Raw genomic sequence first — 17,695 nt, forward strand, 5'->3', positions numbered from 1 at the left:
TCAGACGCGCCCCATGACAAGCGCGGTTGCCACCCTCATCCTTGGCGCGGGCGCGGCGGGGCTGATGTGCGCGGCCCATGCCGGGCCGGGGGCACTTGTGATCGACCATGCCAGCGCGCCAGGCGAGAAGATCCGCATTTCCGGCGGCGGGCGGTGCAATTTCACCAATCTTCACGCGGGGCCAGAGAATTTCCTGTCGCAGAACCCGCATTTCTGCAAATCGGCGCTCGCGCGCTATACCCAGTGGGATTTCATCGACCTCATATCGCGCCACGGCATCGGCTGGCACGAGAAAACGCTGGGGCAGTTGTTCTGCGACGGGCGTGCCACGCAGATCGTGGCGATGCTGGTGGCCGAGGCGCGGCGCGCGGGGGCCGATCTGTGGCTTTCGACGCGGCTTGTGGAGATTGCCCATGACGGCCACCGCTTTCGCGCGGTGCTGGAGCGTGCAGGCATCCGCGTCACGATCACCGCCCGCAACCTCGTGCTGGCCACGGGGGGCAAGTCGATTCCGAAGATGGGGGCCACGGGGCTCGCCTATGACATCGCGCGCCAGTTCGGCCATGACGTGACCGAGACCCGCCCCGCCCTCGTGCCGCTGACCTTCTCGGACGCACCCTTTGCCCCGCTCTCGGGCACCGCCCTGCCCGTCCGCGCCACCTGCAACGGCGCGGCCTTCGAGGAGGCGGCGCTGTTTACCCATCGCGGGTTGTCCGGCCCTGCGATCCTGCAAATCTCGTCCTTCTGGCGCGAGGGCGCGACGATCACCCTCGATCTCGACCCCGAGGGCGCGCTTTATGGCGCCTTGCGCGCCGCGCGCCAGAGCGAGGGCCGCCGCAACCTCACAACGGTGCTGGGCCAGCACCTGCCGGGTAAGCTCGTGACCCATCTCGCGCCCTCGCTCGCCCTTGCGGGCAATCTCGGGGACCAGTCCGACGCGCGGCTGGGCGCGATCATCGCGGCGCTGCGCGGCTGGCATCTGAAACCCACCGGCTCGGAGGGCTACCGCACCGCCGAGGTGACGCTGGGCGGCATCGCCACTGGCGGGCTTGAATCTGCCACGATGGAATCGCGCCACCTGCCCGGCCTTTTCGCGATCGGCGAGGCGGTGGACGTGACGGGCTGGCTGGGCGGCTACAGTTTCCAGTGGGCCTGGTCCTCGGGCTGGGTGGCGGGACAGGCCATCGCGGCGCGGGGGTAGCGGGCCGGACTGGTCTCTTGCTGAGATTAGAGCTTTGCCCCCGCGCGGAGCAAAGGCCTGCTTGCACGCCGTCGCGCGCGTTCCTTGCCCTACGCCTTCGGCCGTGCCCGTGCCGCCATCACATCGCGCCCCAGCGTGAGCGTATAGGCCTCCAGCTCCGACAGTGCCGCCTGCGCCGCCTCGGCCTCGTGGCGCTCCAGCGCATCCGCGATGCGGGTGTGAAAGCCGACGATGGCCCCGCGCGACCGCGCCGTGAAGGTGATCATGTTCATCAGCGGCTGCATCGCCTCGACTGCGCCCGCCAACTGGTAGGACAGAACCGGGTTCCCGGCGCTGTCCACCAAAGCCCGGTGAAAGGCCACGTCCGAGGCGCAGAACGCCTCATCGGTCAGCCCCGGCTGTGCCTGCCGGTGGATTTCCGCGCGCATGGTCGCCAGCGTGTCGGGCGTGCGCCGCTCTGCCGCCAGCGGCGTGCAGGCACGCTCCAGCGCATAGCGCGCCTCGCAGGCGACATCGAAGCTGATCGCGTTCATGCTGAGGAGTAGCGTGGCGGTTGTGATCTGCTGGCCATACGCCTCGGGGTAGCTGAGGCGGTTGACAAACGCCCCGCCAAAGGCCCCGCGCTGCGTGCGGATCAGCGATTGCGCCGCCAGACGTTTGAGCGCCTCGCGCACCGTGGGGCGCGAGACGGAGAAGTGATCGGCCAGTTCCGCCTCTGACGGCAGGCGTTCATCGACGATGAGCTTGCCCGAGACAATCGCATCGCGGATTGCCCCGGCGATCTGGGCCGAAAGGTCGGCTTTGTTATGCGGATCAATTTTCATTTGTCTTACATTTAAATGTCTGACAATTTGAACGCAAGAGGTGAGTCGGGGGGCGCGCGCGATGATTGCGGCACAGGTCAGGCGGATGGGCGGGGGGCACTGGCTGGTGCTGTTCGGCCTCATTCTCGGGGCCTGGGGGGTGCTCTATGCCATGGCGCTGCCGCAGGATCTGCGCGACGGCGCGGTGATCTTTGGGGCCGATTTCCTGCAAAGCCTGTGTATCGTGACGCCCGATGCCGCCGGGTTTGGCCGGATTGTCCTGATGTGGGCGCTGATGTCGGCGGCGATGATGGCGCCCACCGCGCTCCCGGCCTTTGCCACCTATGAGGAGTTGAGCCACACCGGCGAGACGCGGTTCGGCGCGCTGGTGGCGGGGTATCTGGGCGTCTGGCTGGGGTTTTCCGTGTTGGCGGCGGGCGCGCAGATGGCGCTGTTTCAGGCGGGGTTGCTGACGGCCTTTGGCGATAGCCGCTCTGGCGTGCTGTCGGCGGTTTTGCTGGCGGTGGCGGGGGCCTATCAGTTCAGCCCGGTCAAGGAGGCGTGCCTGTCAAAGTGCCGCCGCCCGCTGTCGTTCTTCATGCAGCATTGGGATGAGGGCGCGCTGCGCAATGGCCTGCGGCTGGGCCTCGTCTGTCTGGGCTGCTGCTGGGCGCTGATGGCGCTGGCCTTTGTGGGCGGGGTGATGAACCTTGCCTTCATGGGGCTGGCCACGGTGATCATGGTTCTGGAAAAACTGCCCAACCTCGGGCGCTGGCTGACACGTCCCCTGGGCGTCGGGCTGCTGGCCGCGTCGGTCTGGGTTCTGTTCACGTCAATCTGAGAGAGGAGACCGGAAATGGCATTGGATACAGTGGGCACGGTGCCCTGGGCGATCAAGGGGGAGTTGATCCTCAACTGCAACTGCACGGTGTTCTGCCCCTGCGTGGTGTCTTTGGGCAAACACGCGCCGACCGAGGGCTATTGTCAGGCCTGGTCGGGGGTGCGCATCGACGAGGGCCATTATGGCGACGAGGACCTGAGCGGCCTCAACGTGGGTCTGATGCTGGAAATCCCCGGCCTGATGGCGCGCGGCAACTGGAAGGCGGCGGCCTTTATCGACGAGCGCGCGAGCGAGGCGGGGTATGAGGCGCTGGTCAATATTTTCTCGGGCAAGGCACGCGGCACCACCGGCCTTTTCGGGGTGCTGGTCAGCGAATTTCTCGGCGCCGAACGCGCGCCGGTCATTTTCGAGACCGAAGGCAATGCGCGCCGCCTGATGGTGGGCAAGAAGATCCAGGGCGAGGTGGTGCCGGTGCCGGGCCATCAGGGTCAGGATATCGTTGTCACCAATACCGAATACTGGATGGGGCCGGATATCACCGTGGCCACCGCCACCAAGGGCCGCGTGCGCGCCTTTGGCCGGGTCTGGGATTTCGACGGGCGCAGCGCGGAAATCTGTCAGATCGACTGGAAAGGTCCGCGCTGATGGTGGCCTTGTCCCTGTCGCGCCGGTTGCGCCGCACGCCGTTTTCCCAAGGGGTCGAGGCGGCGGGGGTCAAGGCCTATACGGTGTATAACCACATGCTGCTGTCCACGGTTTTTCGCTCCGTTGAGGAGGATTACCGCCACCTCAAGGAGGCGGTGCAGGTCTGGGATGTCGCCTGTGAGCGGCAGGTGGAATTGCGCGGGCCGGATGCGGGGCGGCTGATGCAGATGCTCACCCCGCGCGACCTGCGCGGCATGACGCCGGGCCAGTGTTTCTATGTGCCCATCGTCGATGAGACCGGCGGCATGCTCAACGATCCGGTGGCGGTCAAGCTGGCCGAGGATCGCTGGTGGATTTCGATTGCGGATTCGGACCTGCTCTATTGGGTCAAGGGGATCGCGCAGGGCTGGCGGCTGGATGTGCTGGTGGATGAGCCGGATGTGAGCCCGCTGGCGGTGCAGGGCCCGCGCGCCGACGATCTGATGGCGGCGGTGTTTGGCGACAAGGTGCGCGATGTACGGTTCTTTCGCTTTGGGCATTTCGATTTTCAGGGCCGGGATATGGTGATCGCGCGCTCGGGCTATTCCAAACAGGGCGGGTTCGAGATCTATGTCGAGGGGTCCGATCTGGGCATGCCGCTGTGGCATGCGCTGATGGAGGCCGGGAAGCAGTGGGACGTGCGCGCCGGATGCCCCAACCTGATCGAGCGGATCGAGGGCGGATTGCTGAGCTATGGCAATGACATGACCGACGACAACACGCCGCATGAATGCGGGCTGGGGCGGTTCTGCAACACCCATACGGCGATTGGTTGTATCGGGCGGGATGCGCTCTTGCGGGTGGCCAAGGAAGGGCCGGTACAGCAGATCCGCGCCATCGCCATCGAGGGCGCGCCGGTGCCGCCCTGCCGCGACTGGTGGCCGGTTCTGACGGACAAGGGCGCGCGCGTGGGCCGGATCAGTTCGGCGGCATGGTCGCCGGATTTCGCCACCAACGTGGCCATCGGCATGGTGCGGATGACCCATTGGGAGGCAGGCACCGAGTTGCGCATCATCGCCCCGGATGGTGAGCGGCGCGGGGTGGTGCAGGACGGGTTCTGGGCCTGAATGCGGGAGTGAGGGGCCAGCCCCTCACACTCCCCGGAGTATTTCTGGAACGATGAAGCAGGGGGCTGGCCCTGCGAGGGAAAAGGAGAGCGATATGTTCAACGCATTGGTCGTCGAGAAGGACGAAGAGAGCGGCAAGACATCTGCCTCGGTCAAACAGATTTCCGTGGGCGATCTGCCCGAGGCGGAGGTGCTCGTCTCGGTCGAGTATTCCACGGTGAATTACAAGGACGGGCTGTGCATCGGGCCGGGGGGCGGATTGGTCCGCAAATATCCGCATGTGCCGGGGATCGATTTCGCCGGAACCGTCGAGAAAAGCAGCGACGAGCGCTACAAGCCCGGCGACAAGGTGGTTCTGACCGGCTGGCGCGTGGGCGAGGCGCATTGGGGTGGTTATGCGCAAAAAGCGCGGGTCAAGGCCGACTGGCTGGTGCCGCTGCCCGGAGGTCTGAGCACACGCCAGGCCATGGCCGTGGGCACGGCTGGCTTTACCGCCATGCTGGCGGTGATGGCGCTGGAGGATCACGGGCTCAGGCCGGGGCACGGCCCGGTGCTGGTGACGGGGGCCGCAGGCGGCGTGGGCAGCGTGGCCACCGCGCTCCTGGCCGCGCTCGGGCATGAGGTGGCCGCCGTGACGGGCCGCCCAGAGACCGCCGATTATCTGCGCGGGCTGGGGGCCACGCAGATCGTGCCGCGCGAGGAGTTGAACGAGACGGTGAAGCGCCCGCTGGAAAGCGAGACCTGGGCGGGCTGTGTCGATGCCGTGGGCGGCGCGATGCTGGCGCGGGTTCTGGGCCAGATGAAATATGGTGCAAGCGTTGCCGCCGTGGGGCTGGCGGGGGGCGCGGGCCTGCCGGCGACGGTCATTCCGTTCCTGTTGCGCGGGGTCAACCTGCTGGGTGTCGACAGCGTGTTGCAGCCATATGCCAATCGCCTTCGCGCCTGGGAGCGGATCGCGCGCGACCTGCCCATGGACAAGTTGGAGGCGATGATCGTGCCCGCCACGCTAGACGACCTGCCCCGGCTCGGCGCGGAGATCCTAAAGGGCCAGGTGCGCGGCCGCGTGGTGGTGGATGTGAATGGATGACCTCTCGATCCGGCTGGCGCGCGCGGACGATTTCGACGCGCTCTGGCCGATCCTGCGCACGGTGATCCGCGCGGGCGACACCTATACGATCGACCAGAGCCTCAGCGCCGAGGCGGTGCGCACGCTCTGGATGGAGGCCCCGCGCGCCACCTTTGTCGCCGAGGTGGGGGGCGAGGTGGTTGGCACCTCATACATCAAGACGAACCAGTCAGGCGGCGGCGCGCATGTGTGCAACGCGGGATTCATGGTGGCCGAAGCAGCGCGCGGGCGCGGGGTGGCGCGGCGCATGTGCGAACACGCGCAGACGCAAGCACGCGCCATGGGCTATCTGGCGATGCAGTTCAATTTTGTCGTCGGCACCAATGAAGGGGCCATCGCACTCTGGCAAAGCCTCGGGTTCAACACGGTGGGCCGCCTGCCGCGCGCCTTTTGCCACCCGAAAGCGGGGCTGGTGGATGCGCTGGTGATGTACAAATGGCTGGGCGCAACCGGAGATTGAGGTTGGCGCGCCCCGTGCGGCCATACCAGTATCCACGCCACGATACGTGTTGATAAAAAGCCCCTTGATCGCGGCCCTGCTGGTGGCCGTCCTTGCGGTGGCGCTGACCGCTGTGGGCTTTGCGCATCGCGGCGGGGCGTTACCGGATACCGATTACGCGGCCTATCTGGCAGCAGGAGGCTCTGCCGGAGACTTGTGCGCAGACGAGCACGCGCCCAACCAGCATGAGGCCGAGGCAACGGGTTGTGAGACCTGCCGCCTAGTCGCGGCCATGGCCCTGCCCGATGAAGCGCGCGCACCCGATGCCTGACCCCGCCCGGCGGGGCCATGTCCTTTCCGGGAAATCGTGGGACGGGGCGCGCGGCGCGGGAAATCGTGGCCCCGCGCGACAGGCCGCCCCGTCTGGCACCCGGATTGACGGGCATTCGCGGCTGTGATTCGGTGAGTTTTGGCATCGAACCGGGTCTTGCGGGCCGGAAATCATGGGGCAGCGCAAGAAAATAATCACAGTTCGGGAAATCATGGGAATTTTGTTATCTCAAGCACAAAACGCAATATATTGTAAGAAAAATCTCCACAACAACGACATAGGCGATAAAAAATCTGCCATTCTCCACATTACCTTGCTCAAAACGCTATTTGAAAACGAAATGTGGTAACCGAATGTGCAAAAATCATTTGCGGTGGGATAAAATCCCATGCTATCCAGAATACACGATGAGGACGGGACAGACGAAGGGGCAACAAGACCCCGACATAATCTCCCAAGTCAGGCTTCATACAGGCACCCGCTTTCATCGAAAAAGAATCCGGCGCGCGAGCGAGCAGACATCCCCCCAGGTGGCGCGCGCAGTCGGAAACCCCGCTAGGCGGGACGAGGGCGGCGGGTTGATCAGTGGCAGCAGATCAACCCGCCGTTTTCCGTCTAGGGGACCGGTAATCAACCGGGGGCACCAAAAGAGGCCATCGGGACAGTGGGTCGGATATTCAGAGGCGAAAACACCGTCAAGGTGGATGCCAAGGGCCGGGTGTCGATCCCCGCGCTCTTTCGCCCCGTGATCCAGGACAGTGACCCCAACTGGACCGCCGGCAAACAGCCCGAACTGATCATCGTCTATGGCGATCACCGTCGCGATTTCCTTGAATGCTTCACCATCGAGGCGATGCAGGAAGTGGACGAGAAGATCGCCCGCCTGCCCCGTGGCTCGAAACCGCGCCGCCTGCTTGAGCACATGTTCCAGGGCCAGTCGTTACCCACCTCGGTTGATGACACAGGCCGTATCGTGCTGCCCGCCAAGCTGCGCAAGAAGCTTGATCTGGAGGATGAGGCGTTCTTTATCGCCGCAGGCGACACGTTCCAGATCTGGAAACCCGAGACCTATCAGGCCAAGCGTCTGGCCGATGTCACCGAGTGGCTTGACGAATTCCCCGAGGATTTCGACCCGCTCACCCTGCTTGACGCGCCCGGCGGGGGCTGAGCCATGGCCGCCGCTGCCCCTGCCCCGCCCGCCCCTCATATCCCCGTCCTGCTGCGCCCGCTTCTGGCCGCTGTCGCGCCCGTGAGCGGCACCTGGCTTGACGGCACACTTGGCGCGGGGGGCTATGCGCGGGGGCTTCTGGGCGCGGGGGCGGATCATGTCATCGGTATCGATCGCGACCCGCTGGCGATTGCCATGGCGCGGGACTGGGGCGCGCAATACGGCGCACGGTTGAGCCTGGTGCAGGCCAATTTCGCGCAAATGGACAGCCATGCCGAGGCGCTTGACGGCGTGGTGCTCGATCTCGGCGTCTCCTCGATGCAACTTGACCGGGCCGAACGCGGTTTTTCGTTCATGAAGGATGGCCCGCTCGACATGCGGATGAGCCAGGAGGGCCCCTCGGCCGCCGATCTGGTCAACACCGCGCCCGAGGCGCATCTGGCCGATATCCTTTATCTTTACGGCGAGGAACGCGCGAGCCGCCGCATCGCCCGCGCCATCGTCAAGGCGCGCGCGGCGGCACCGGTCGAGACCACGGCCCAACTGGCGGCCATCGTCGAGCGTTGCCTGCCGCGCCCGAAACCCGGTCAGGCGCATCCCGCGACCCGCAGCTTTCAGGCCATCCGCATCGCGGTGAACGACGAATACGGTGCCCTTGTCGCCGGGCTGGAAGCGGCCGAGCGCGCACTCAAGCCGGGCGGGCAACTGGCCGTCGTCACCTTTCATTCGATTGAGGACCGCATCGTAAAGCGATTCCTGCAGACCCGCGCGGGCGCACAAGGAGGCGGCAGCCGCCACGCCCCCGAAACACGGCGCGCCGCGCCGCAATTCACGCTGAAAACCCGCAAGGCCATCGGCCCGGATGCCGAGGAACTGGCGGAAAACCCCCGCGCGCGCTCGGCCCGGTTGCGGATCGGCATCCGCACCGATGCCCCCCCCGGCCGGTCGGACCGTGCCGCCCTCGGAATGCCATTGCTTAAGGGAGAGACATGATGCGCAGCCTTCTGCATGTCCTGACCGCTCTGGCCGTGATCGGCCTCGCCTTCTGGGCCTATCGCGAGAATTACCGCACGCAGGCCGCGCTGGCCGAGGCCGAGCGGCTTCAGACCGGCATCGCCGAGGCGCGCCAGCGGCTCAGGATGCTCAATGCCGAATGGGCCTATCTCAACCGGCCCGACAGGCTGATGGATCTGGTCGAGCTGAACTATGATCGTCTTGGCCTTCTGCCGCTGCAACCCCATCAGTTCGGACGGCTCGATCAGGTGACCTATCCCGCGCCTGCCAGTATGGCGATCATCAATCCCGTGGATGTCGCGAATACGGAGCAACTGCCATGATCCGCACGCCGCTGCGCCCGCTTGCACGCATTCTGGAGGCGCGCCGCAAAGGCGAGAACCCCGACGCGATCGAGCGCGAGAACATCCGCCTGCGCCATGAGGAGATGCGCGACCGCGCGCGGCGGCGCGCCGAGGGGCGGCTTCTGGTGCTGGCCGGGCTGTTCTTTATCGGTTTCACCGCCGTGGGCGGCAAGATGGCGGTGCTGGCGCAGTCCGAACCCGCCGAGCCGCGCATCAGCAGCGCCGGTGCGCGCATCCTTGCGCAGCGCGCCGATATCGTGGACCGGCAAGGCCGCGTCCTGGCGACGAATTTCGACACTCACAGCCTCTATGCGCAGCCACAGCAGATGGTGGACCCGGTGCGCGCCGCCGAAAAGCTGGCGGAGATTTTCCCCGATCTCGACGGCGAGCGCCTGCTGCGCGATTTCACCGGCACGCGCAAGTTTCTCTGGATCCGTCGCACGCTGAGCCCCGAGCAGAAACAGGCGGTGCATGACATCGGCGAGCCGGGGCTTCTGTTTGGCCCGCGCGAGATGCGGCTTTATCCCAATGGCCGGCTGGCCGCGCATGTGCTGGGCGGAGCGGGCTTTGGCCGCGAAGGTGTGCACGCCGCCGAGGTGGTAGGGGTTGCGGGCATCGAAAAGCAGCTGGACGAGCGCCTGCGCGACCCTGCCCGTGCGCATGAGCCGCTGACCCTCTCGCTTGATCTCAGCGTGCAGGCGGCGATGGAGCGGGTCCTCTTGGGCGGCATGAAGATCATGAACGCCAAGGGCGCGGCGGGCATCCTGATGGATGCGCACTCGGGCGAGGTGATCGCCGTGGCCTCGCTACCCGATTTCGACCCCAACAAGCGCCCGCCCCTGCCCACCGAGGGCAATCCCGACGACAGCCCGCTGTTCAACCGCGCGGTTCAGGGCGTCTACGAGCTTGGCTCGACCTTCAAGGTGTTCGCGCTGGCGCAGGCGCTCGATATGGGGCTTGTTACCCCCTCGACCGTGATCGACACCCGCTCGCCCATGCAATGGGGCAAGTTCCGCATCCGCGATTTCCGCAATTACGGCCCCGAGCTCAGCGCCGAGAAGGTGCTGGTGAAATCCTCGAACGTGGGCACCGCGCGCATCGCGCTCCAGATCGGCGGGGCGCGGCAAAAGGCGTTTCTCGACGCGCTCGGCTTCATGCAGCCCTCGCCGCTCGAAATCAGTGAAGCCTCGGGCAGCCGCCCGCTCCTGCCCGCTAAATGGTCAGATCTTTCGACCATGACCATCTCTTACGGACACGGGCTGTCCACAAGCCCGATGCACCTTGCCGCCGCCTATGCCACACTCGTCAATGGCGGGCGGCTGGTCACGCCTACGCTTCTGCGCGACCCTGCCCGCACGCCGGGTCCGCGCGTCATCTCGGAGGTCACATCTGCCTCCATGCGCGACATGCTGCGCAAGGTGGTCAGCGAAGGCACGGCAAGCCTCGCCGAAGTGCCCGGCTATGCCGTCGGCGGCAAGACCGGCACCGCCGACAAGCCCAAGACGCGCGGCGGCGGCTACTACAAGGACAAGGTCATCGCCAGTTTCGCTGGCATGTTCCCCGCCGACGATCCGAGATATGTGCTTGTCGTCACGCTGGATGAGCCGGTCGAGACATCAGGCGACGAGCCACACCGCACCGCAGGCTGGACCGCCGTGCCCGTGGCCGCCGAAATCGTGCGCCGCACGGCCCCCCTGCTTGGTCTGCGGCCCGCGATTGATCCCGCCGGAGCGCCTGTTATAAGGCCCGCATCTCAGTAAGGGGCGGATGCGCGCGTGGGGCAGATACGGACATTGACAGAGCTGGGGCTGACCGCGCAGGCCGGACGGCAGGCGCGCATCACCGGCCTTGCCACCGACAGCCGCGCCGTGCGCGAGGGGATGCTCTTTGCCGCGCTCCCCGGCACGCAGATTCATGGCGCACGCTTTGTCGAGACGGCACTGGCGCAGGGGGCCGCCGCGATCCTGACCGATGCGGCGGGCGCGCGTCTCGCCGCCGGGGCGCTCGCCGCGCATCAGGCCGCGCTTGTCGTGGCCGAGGACCCGCGCCAGACGCTCGCCTTTACCGCCGCGCTCTGGTTCGGTGCGCAGCCCGAGACGATGGTGGCCGTCACCGGCACGAACGGCAAGACGTCGGTCGCTACCTTCACCCGCCAGATCTGGGAACGGCTGGGGTTTGACGCGGTCAATATCGGCACCACCGGGGTGGAGGGCGCGGTGCGCGCACCGATGACCCACACCACCCCCGAGCCGATCACGCTGCACCGGACCCTGGCCGAGTGCGCCGCGCAGGGCGTGACCCATGCGGCGATGGAGGCGTCCTCCCACGGGCTTGCTCAGGCGCGGCTTGACGGGGTGCGGCTCGTGGCGGCGGGATTCACCAACATCACCCAGGACCATCTCGACTATCACCCCGATTTCGAGAGCTATTTCGAGGCCAAGGCGGGCCTCTTCGCCCGCGTCCTGCCCGAGAGCGGCGTGGCGGTGATCAACATCGACGACCCCTACGGCGCGCGCATGGCCGAGATTGCCGCCGACCGGGGGCAGGACCTTCTGACTGTTGGGCGCAGCGACGGCGCCGATCTTCAGCTTCTGGCGCAGCGGTTTGATGCCACAGGCCAGGTGATCCGGCTGGCTTGGGAGGACCACATTCACCAGCTTCGCCTCGACCTCATCGGCGGATTTCAGGCCGAGAACGTGGCACTCGCGGCGGGGCTGGCCATCGGCGCGGGCGCGGACCCCGCGCGCGTTCTGGCGGAACTGCCGGGCATGACCACGGTGCGCGGGCGGATGCAACTGGCCGCGACGCGCGACAACGGGGCTGCGGTCTTTGTCGATTACGCCCACACCCCCGATGCCGTCTCGACCGCCATTCGCGCGCTGCGCCCGCATGTCATGGGCCGGCTTGTCGCCATCATCGGTGCGGGCGGCGACCGCGACCGGGGCAAGCGCCCGTTGATGGGACAGGCCGCCGCACAATTCGCCGATGCAGTGATCGTGACCGACGACAACCCCCGCTCCGAAGACCCCGCCACGATCCGCGCCGCCGTGATCTCGGGCTGTCCCGGCGCCGCCGAGGTAGGCGACCGCGCCGAGGCGATCCTGCGCGGCGTCGATGCGCTCGGGCCGGGCGATGCGCTGCTGATTTGCGGCAAGGGGCACGAGACCGGACAGGTCATCGGGCAGGACGTGCTACCCTTCGACGATGCCGAACAGGCCAGTCTTGCCGTCACCGTGCTTGACGGGGGCGTGGCATGACCCTGTGGACCGCAGCCGAGGCCGCAGCGGCCACCGGGGGCAGCATCTCGGGTGACTGGCGGGCCACCGGCGTCTCCATCGACACGCGGACATTGCAACCCGGCGATCTTTTCGTGGCGCTGAGTGCGGCGCGCGACGGCCATGAATTTGTGGCGCAGGCGTTGGCCAAGGGTGCCGCAGCGGCGCTGGTGTCGCGCATCCCCGAGGGCGCCCCCAAGGGCGCCCCGCTCCTTCTGGTCGCCGATGTGCAGGCAGCGCTGGAGGCATTGGGGCGCGCGGGCCGCGCGCGGATGCGCGGCCGCGTCATCTCCGTCACCGGCTCTGTCGGCAAGACCTCGACCAAGGAAATGCTGCGTGCCGTGCTCTCGCATCAGGGCCGCACCCACGCCGCCGAGGCGAGTTACAACAATCACTGGGGCGTGCCGCTGACGCTGGCGCGGATGCCCGCCGAAACGGAATTCGCCGTGATCGAGATCGGCATGAACCACCCCGGAGAGATCGCGCCGCTGGCACGCATGGCGCGCCCGCATGTGGCGCTTGTCACCACGGTTGCCGCCGCCCATCTGGAGGCATTCGAGAGCCTTGAGGGCATTGCCCGCGAGAAGGCGTCGATCTTCGAGGGGCTGGAACCGGGCGGCACGGCGCTTGTCAACACCGACATCTCTACCGCCGCGATCCTGCATGAGAGCGCCACGCGCCACGCCGCTCGCGTGATTGGCTTCGGCGTGGCGCGCGGCGCGCATCACCGCCTCCTTTGGGTCGATCTGCACGATGGCGCGACCGTGGCGCATGCGCGCGCCTGGCGCACACCCATCCTTTACAAGATCGGCATCACAGGGCGGCATTTCGCGATGAACGGGCTGGCGGTTCTGGCCGTGGTTCAGGCGCTCGGGCTGGACCGCGCGGTGGCCATCGCCGATCTGGCTGCCTGGTCCCCCCCCGAGGGACGCGGCACGCGTGAGCGCCTGGTGCTCGATCTGGCCGCCGACGGCATGAGCATCGACCTGATCGACGACGCCTTCAACGCCAATCCCGAATCCATGGCCGCAGCACTCGAGGTGCTGGCGGCAAGCGCACCGCGCAACGACGTGGGCCGCGTCGCGCGCGGGCGGCGCATCGCCATTCTGGGCGACATGCTGGAACTGGGCACGACCGAAGCGGTGCTTCATGCCGGTCTTGCCGCCCTGCCGGCGATGCAGGCAGTGGACGAGGTGCATTGCGTCGGGCCCCGGATGCGCGCACTCTGGAAGGCGTTACCCGAGCGCAAGCGCGGGCGGCAGGTGGACACCGCCGAGGCGCTGGCCGCAGAGGCGCATCGCCTCATCGACGCGGGCGATGTCGTGCTCGTCAAAGGCTCCAAGGGGAGCAAGGTCAGCCTTGTCGTCGCGGCACTACGCCGGGCGGGACGGGGCGTCGAAGAGGATCGCGCGTAATGCTTTACTGGCTCACATGGCTCTCGGACGGGGGCGATGTATTCAACCTCTTCCGCTACATCACCTTCCGGGCAGGCGGCGCCTTCCTGACAGCACTGGTCTTTGGCTTTCTCTTCGGCCCGCCGCTCATCAATGTGTTGCGACGCCGTCAGAGCAAAGGCCAACCGATCCGCACCGACGGCCCCGAGACCCATTTCGCCAAGGCCGGCACACCGACCATGGGGGGCCTGCTGATCGTCGGCGCGCTCGTGACCTCGACGCTGTTCTGGGCGCGGCTCGACAATCCGTTCGTGTGGCTTGTGCTCTTCGTCACGCTCGGCTTTGCAATGATCGGCTTTGCCGATGATTATGCCAAGGTCTCGCGGGGGAATGTGAAGGGCGTGCCGGGCCGCGTGCGGCTGCTGCTCGGCTTTGCCATCGCGCTCGTCGCCGCGCTCTGGGCGAGTTATAATCACCCTGCGGCGCTGCAAAACCAGCTTGCCCTGCCGGTGTTCAAGGATGTGCTGCTGAATTTGGGGATTTTCTTCGTCCCCTTCGCCATGTTCGTGATCGTGGGCGCGGCCAATGCGGTCAATCTCACCGACGGTCTCGACGGGCTGGCGATCATGCCGGTGATGATTGCCTCGGCCACGCTTGGCGTCATCGCCTATACAGTGGGACGGACCGATTTCACCGAATATCTCGGCCTGCATTATGTGCCGGGAACAGGCGAAATCCTGATCTTCGTCGCGGGGCTGATCGGCGGGGGCCTCGGGTTCCTGTGGTATAACGCACCACCCGCGGCGGTGTTCATGGGCGATACCGGCTCGCTCGCCCTGGGCGGCGCGCTCGGGGCCATCGCCGTGGCCACCAAGCACGAGCTTGTTCTTGGCATCGTCGGCGGCCTCTTCGTGGTCGAGGCGCTCTCGGTCATCATTCAGGTGCTCTATTTCAAGCGCACCGGCAAGCGCGTATTCCTGATGGCGCCGATCCACCACCATTACGAGAAAAAGGGCTGGGCCGAGCCGCAGATCGTCATCCGCTTCTGGATCATCGCGCTCATTCTGGCGATGATCGGGCTCGCGACACTGAAATTGCGGTAGGGCTCTCCTCTCCCCGTCACCCTCGGGCCTGACCCGAGGGTCTCATGCGGCAAGGGATCCTCCGGTCAGGCCGGAGGATGACAACCGTTTTCCCCCCCTTGCATCGCGCACCCCATCCGGCGCAAATACCGTGCAACGGGCGGGGGGCGCAATGATACCGGTCAGAGGCATCGATGGGGTGAGAGTGGCGGTTCTGGGCCTTGGGCGCTCTGGCCTGTCGGCGGCGCGCGCCCTGCTCGCGGGTGGCGCTGAAGTGGTGGTCTGGGACGACAACCCCGAGAGCCGCGCGCAGGCCGAGACCGAGGGCCTCACCGTCACCGACCTGACCCGCGCAGGCGCGTTCGACGGCATCGCGACGCTCGTCACCAGCCCCGGCATCCCCCATCTCTACCCCGCGCCCCACCCCACCATCGCGGCGGCGCAGGCGGCCGGGGTGCCCGTGGACAACGATATCGGCCTTTTCTTCCGCTCGTTCGCCACGCCCGACTGGGACCGGCTCGACACCGCCCCGCGCGTGATCGCGGTTACCGGCTCCAATGGCAAATCCACCACTTCGGCGCTGATCCACCATATCCTGACGCAGGCGGGCCACCCCGCGCAACTTGCGGGCAATATCGGGCGCGGCGTGCTTGATCTCGACCCGCCCGGAGAGGGCGGTGTCGTGGTGCTGGAACTTTCCAGCTACCAGACCGAGCTTGCCCGCGCGCTGACCCCCGATATCGCCGTCTTCACCAATTTCTCGCCCGATCATCTTGACCGCCACGCCGGACTTGGCGGCTATTTCGCGGCCAAGCGGCGGCTGTTCTCGGAGGGCGGGCCGGACCGCGCAGTGATCGGCGTGGACGAGGCGGAGGGGCGCTATCTGGCGGGTCAACTCTCCGAAGGACCGGCCGATGACCGGGTGATCCGCATCTCGGTCAGTGGCAAACTCACAGGCGCCGGCTGGGCGGTTTTTGCGCGCAAGGGGTTTCTGAGCGAATACCGCAAGGGCCGTCAGGTGGCGTCCATCGACCTGCGCGCCATTCCCGGCCTGCCCGGCGCACATAACCACCAGAACGCCTGCGCCGCCTACGCCGCCTGCCGCAGCCTTGGCCTTGCCCCCCGCGTGATCGAGGCGGGATTGCACGAATTCAAGGGCCTGCCGCACCGCTCGCAGCTTGTGGCCGAACGGGGCGGCGTGCGCTTTGTCAATGACAGCAAGGCCACCAATGTGGACAGTGCCTTCAAGGCACTTCTGGCCTTCGAGCGCATCCGATGGATCTGCGGCGGTCTGGAAAAGGACGGAGGTCTGGGCGCGCTTGGCCCCGCCCTGCCCCATGTCGCCAAGGCCTATGTGATCGGGCGCGAGGCGGCGCAATTCGCCATGGGGCTTGCGGGGGTGGAAACCGAGATCTGCACCACCATGGCCCGCGCCGTTGAGCGCGCCATGGCCGAGGCCGCGCCGGGCGAGGTTGTCCTGCTTGCCCCCGCCGCCGCCAGTTTCGACCAATACGACAATTTCGAGAAGCGCGGCGAGGATTTCATGGCCGAGGTGCGCGCGCGGCTTTAGGCGCGCCTCAGAAATGCGACTTGGGCTCGTCCGGTTTGCCCGCCGCCAGCGCCAGCAGACCGGCCAGCCCGGTCATGCCGATGGGGAACATGGTAAAGACGCCAAAGCCAAAGGCGTAATACATCAGCCCCGCCGACACAAACAGCAGCACCCCGCCCCAGAGCGCGCGCATCTTCGCCATCGCCCCACCCGCAATCGCCATAATCGGCGCCACAAAACTTGCCACGCGAACGAGCGAGGGATCGCGCACCTGATGGAGCAGACCCTCCACCTCGCCAAAGCGGTCGACCACCTCGGTGTAGCCATAGCTGAAGAACCCGACGAGCACCGCGAGACAGCCGCCGATCACCCCCAGAACCATTGCCGCGCTGCGCATCGTTCAGTCCTTTCCCGCCAGTGCCGCCTGCACATCCTTGCCCCATCCGAGATAGAGGCAGCCCCCCGCCTCGATCAAGGGCCGCTTCATCAGCGCCGGATGCGCGGCGATCAGGCCCAGCGGATCGCGCGCGCGTTCCGCCTCGCTCAGGCCGCGCCATGTGGTCGATTGACGGTTGATCAGCGCCGCGCCGAACCGCGCATGGGCGGCTTGTGCCACATTTTCAGGCAGGCCATCGGTGCGGACATCCCGAAACTCTGCTTTCGTAAATAACTTCATGGCCTTACGGCATGTATCGCAGGTCTTGAGCCCGTAGATGATCATCACGTCCCCTCTTTCGCAATCCCCGTCTTAGCGTGCCGCGACCGCCCCGTCACGGAGTTTCGCTTGATTTTTACAATGGCGGTGCAATCATCTGCGCATGTACCTTGACGGATTGTCGCGGGTGCATATGGCCCGGCATACTCCCGGGGACGCGAAGACGAAGGAGAACGGAATGCCGACGGGCACCGTAAAATGGTTCAATACCACAAAAGGTTATGGCTTTATCGCGCCTGATGGCGGCGGCAAGGACGTATTCGTGCATATCTCGGCCGTTGAACGGTCGGGGCTGACAGGTCTGGCCGACAATCAGAAGGTCGGATACGAGTTGAAGGACGGGCGGGACGGGCGGCAGATGGCCTCGGACCTGAAACTGCTCTGAGCGCGGCGGGGTGCCGCCACCGGCGCCCCCCGGCCAGAAGCTGCAGCAGCAGCCCTGGGCCCCTGGCGGGCAATCACCATGGTGCGGCTGCGCATAAAACGCGGCATTTAGGGATAGTTGTGCGATCCCTCGGAGATTGGCGTGCCTGTCGCCTGGCACCTTATTGGCCACGCCGCGCAAGATCGCGCCACTCTCCCCTGCATCTGGGGGCACGAATTACCCTCTACCCAAAACCTTGAGGCCACCCTATAGTGCCTGTGGATAACCGGGCCCGAGA

At 66.5% G+C, this 17,695-nt stretch carries 19 protein-coding genes; 16 read left to right on the forward strand and 3 right to left on the reverse strand.

The genetic code is table 11. The features are described 5' to 3' along the window. The first annotated feature begins 13 nt into the window (after positions 1 to 13). Positions 14 to 1,201: a BaiN/RdsA family NAD(P)/FAD-dependent oxidoreductase gene (locus tag KAK09_RS12255; protein ID WP_210879234.1), complete on the forward strand. Its 1,188-nt coding sequence runs from the start codon at positions 14 to 16 to the stop codon at positions 1,199 to 1,201. Between the two features lie 89 nt (positions 1,202 to 1,290). Here the strand turns inward: KAK09_RS12255 and KAK09_RS12260 are convergent, their stop codons facing one another. After that, on the reverse strand, positions 1,291 to 2,025 hold the full coding sequence (locus tag KAK09_RS12260; protein WP_210879235.1) for a FadR/GntR family transcriptional regulator: 735 nt from the start codon (positions 2,023 to 2,025) through the stop codon (positions 1,291 to 1,293). 85 nt (positions 2,026 to 2,110) lie between these two features. On the opposite strand from KAK09_RS12260, the gene KAK09_RS12265 reads away from it, so the two are divergent. The 14 genes from KAK09_RS12265 (at position 2,111) to murD (ending at position 16,339) form a co-directional block, all read left to right on the forward strand. Beyond that, entirely contained in the window at positions 2,111 to 2,845 is a 735-nt protein-coding gene (locus KAK09_RS12265) for a DUF2182 domain-containing protein (RefSeq protein WP_210879289.1), read from the forward strand. A 15-nt stretch (positions 2,846 to 2,860) separates the two neighbouring features. Next, positions 2,861 to 3,490: a DUF1326 domain-containing protein gene (locus KAK09_RS12270; protein ID WP_210879236.1), complete on the forward strand. Its 630-nt coding sequence runs from the start codon at positions 2,861 to 2,863 to the stop codon at positions 3,488 to 3,490. Next, positions 3,490 to 4,596, forward strand: coding sequence for a dimethylsulfoniopropionate demethylase (locus KAK09_RS12275; protein WP_210879237.1), 1,107 nt, complete (start codon positions 3,490 to 3,492; stop codon positions 4,594 to 4,596). Before KAK09_RS12270 ends, KAK09_RS12275 begins: the two co-directional genes overlap by 1 nt. Positions 4,597 to 4,690: 94 nt before the next feature. Further along, the gene (gene acuI, locus KAK09_RS12280) at positions 4,691 to 5,683 is read left to right on the forward strand and encodes an acryloyl-CoA reductase (RefSeq protein ID WP_210879238.1); all 993 of its coding nucleotides are present in this window, start codon (positions 4,691 to 4,693) and stop codon (positions 5,681 to 5,683) included. After that, positions 5,676 to 6,182, forward strand: coding sequence for a GNAT family N-acetyltransferase (locus KAK09_RS12285; RefSeq protein WP_210879239.1), 507 nt, complete (start codon positions 5,676 to 5,678; stop codon positions 6,180 to 6,182). Before acuI ends, KAK09_RS12285 begins: the two co-directional genes overlap by 8 nt. A 64-nt stretch (positions 6,183 to 6,246) precedes the next feature. Next, complete coding sequence (locus tag KAK09_RS12290) at positions 6,247 to 6,492, forward strand: hypothetical protein (RefSeq protein ID WP_210879240.1); 246 nt, start codon at positions 6,247 to 6,249, stop codon at positions 6,490 to 6,492. A gap of 664 nt (positions 6,493 to 7,156) precedes the next feature. After that, positions 7,157 to 7,660 (forward strand): division/cell wall cluster transcriptional repressor MraZ, encoded by a 504-nt coding sequence (gene mraZ / locus KAK09_RS12295; protein WP_210879241.1) that lies wholly within the window; start codon positions 7,157 to 7,159, stop codon positions 7,658 to 7,660. Positions 7,661 to 7,663: 3 nt separating this feature from the next. Next, positions 7,664 to 8,653 (forward strand): 16S rRNA (cytosine(1402)-N(4))-methyltransferase RsmH, encoded by a 990-nt coding sequence (gene rsmH, locus KAK09_RS12300; protein ID WP_210879242.1) that lies wholly within the window; start codon positions 7,664 to 7,666, stop codon positions 8,651 to 8,653. After that, positions 8,653 to 8,997 (forward strand): cell division protein FtsL, encoded by a 345-nt coding sequence (ftsL, locus tag KAK09_RS12305; protein ID WP_210879243.1) that lies wholly within the window; start codon positions 8,653 to 8,655, stop codon positions 8,995 to 8,997. Before rsmH ends, ftsL begins: the two co-directional genes overlap by 1 nt. Next, positions 8,994 to 10,778, forward strand: coding sequence for a peptidoglycan D,D-transpeptidase FtsI family protein (locus KAK09_RS12310; RefSeq protein WP_210879244.1), 1,785 nt, complete (start codon positions 8,994 to 8,996; stop codon positions 10,776 to 10,778). Before ftsL ends, KAK09_RS12310 begins: the two co-directional genes overlap by 4 nt. A gap of 15 nt (positions 10,779 to 10,793) precedes the next feature. Continuing rightward, positions 10,794 to 12,275, forward strand: a complete 1,482-nt coding sequence (locus KAK09_RS12315; protein ID WP_210879245.1) for a UDP-N-acetylmuramoyl-L-alanyl-D-glutamate--2,6-diaminopimelate ligase — start codon at positions 10,794 to 10,796, stop codon at positions 12,273 to 12,275. Continuing rightward, on the forward strand, positions 12,272 to 13,708 hold the full coding sequence (locus tag KAK09_RS12320) for a UDP-N-acetylmuramoyl-tripeptide--D-alanyl-D-alanine ligase (protein ID WP_210879246.1): 1,437 nt from the start codon (positions 12,272 to 12,274) through the stop codon (positions 13,706 to 13,708). Before KAK09_RS12315 ends, KAK09_RS12320 begins: the two co-directional genes overlap by 4 nt. After that, the gene (mraY, locus tag KAK09_RS12325; protein ID WP_210879247.1) at positions 13,708 to 14,790 is read left to right on the forward strand and encodes a phospho-N-acetylmuramoyl-pentapeptide-transferase; all 1,083 of its coding nucleotides are present in this window, start codon (positions 13,708 to 13,710) and stop codon (positions 14,788 to 14,790) included. The genes KAK09_RS12320 and mraY overlap by 1 nt, the downstream gene beginning before the upstream one ends. A 151-nt stretch (positions 14,791 to 14,941) precedes the next feature. Then, positions 14,942 to 16,339, forward strand: coding sequence for a UDP-N-acetylmuramoyl-L-alanine--D-glutamate ligase (gene murD, locus KAK09_RS12330; protein WP_210879248.1), 1,398 nt, complete (start codon positions 14,942 to 14,944; stop codon positions 16,337 to 16,339). A gap of 7 nt (positions 16,340 to 16,346) precedes the next feature. Here murD and KAK09_RS12335 read toward each other — a convergent pair whose 3' ends face one another. Beyond that, positions 16,347 to 16,715 carry a hypothetical protein gene (locus KAK09_RS12335; RefSeq protein ID WP_210879249.1) on the reverse strand — a complete coding sequence of 123 codons (369 nt, stop codon included), beginning with the start codon at positions 16,713 to 16,715 and terminating at the stop codon, positions 16,347 to 16,349. Between the two features lie 3 nt (positions 16,716 to 16,718). Continuing rightward, positions 16,719 to 17,039, reverse strand: a complete 321-nt coding sequence (locus tag KAK09_RS12340) for an arsenate reductase family protein (RefSeq protein WP_210879250.1) — start codon at positions 17,037 to 17,039, stop codon at positions 16,719 to 16,721. A 172-nt stretch (positions 17,040 to 17,211) separates the two neighbouring features. Between KAK09_RS12340 and KAK09_RS12345 the strand changes: the two genes are divergently transcribed. Continuing rightward, complete coding sequence (locus KAK09_RS12345) at positions 17,212 to 17,418, forward strand: cold-shock protein (RefSeq protein WP_210879251.1); 207 nt, start codon at positions 17,212 to 17,214, stop codon at positions 17,416 to 17,418. Positions 17,419 to 17,695: the final 277 nt, after the last annotated feature.

Origin of the sequence: Roseovarius autotrophicus, assembly GCF_018069895.1 — a bacterium.
GTDB classification, from domain to species: Bacteria; Pseudomonadota; Alphaproteobacteria; order Rhodobacterales; family Rhodobacteraceae; genus Roseovarius; species Roseovarius autotrophicus.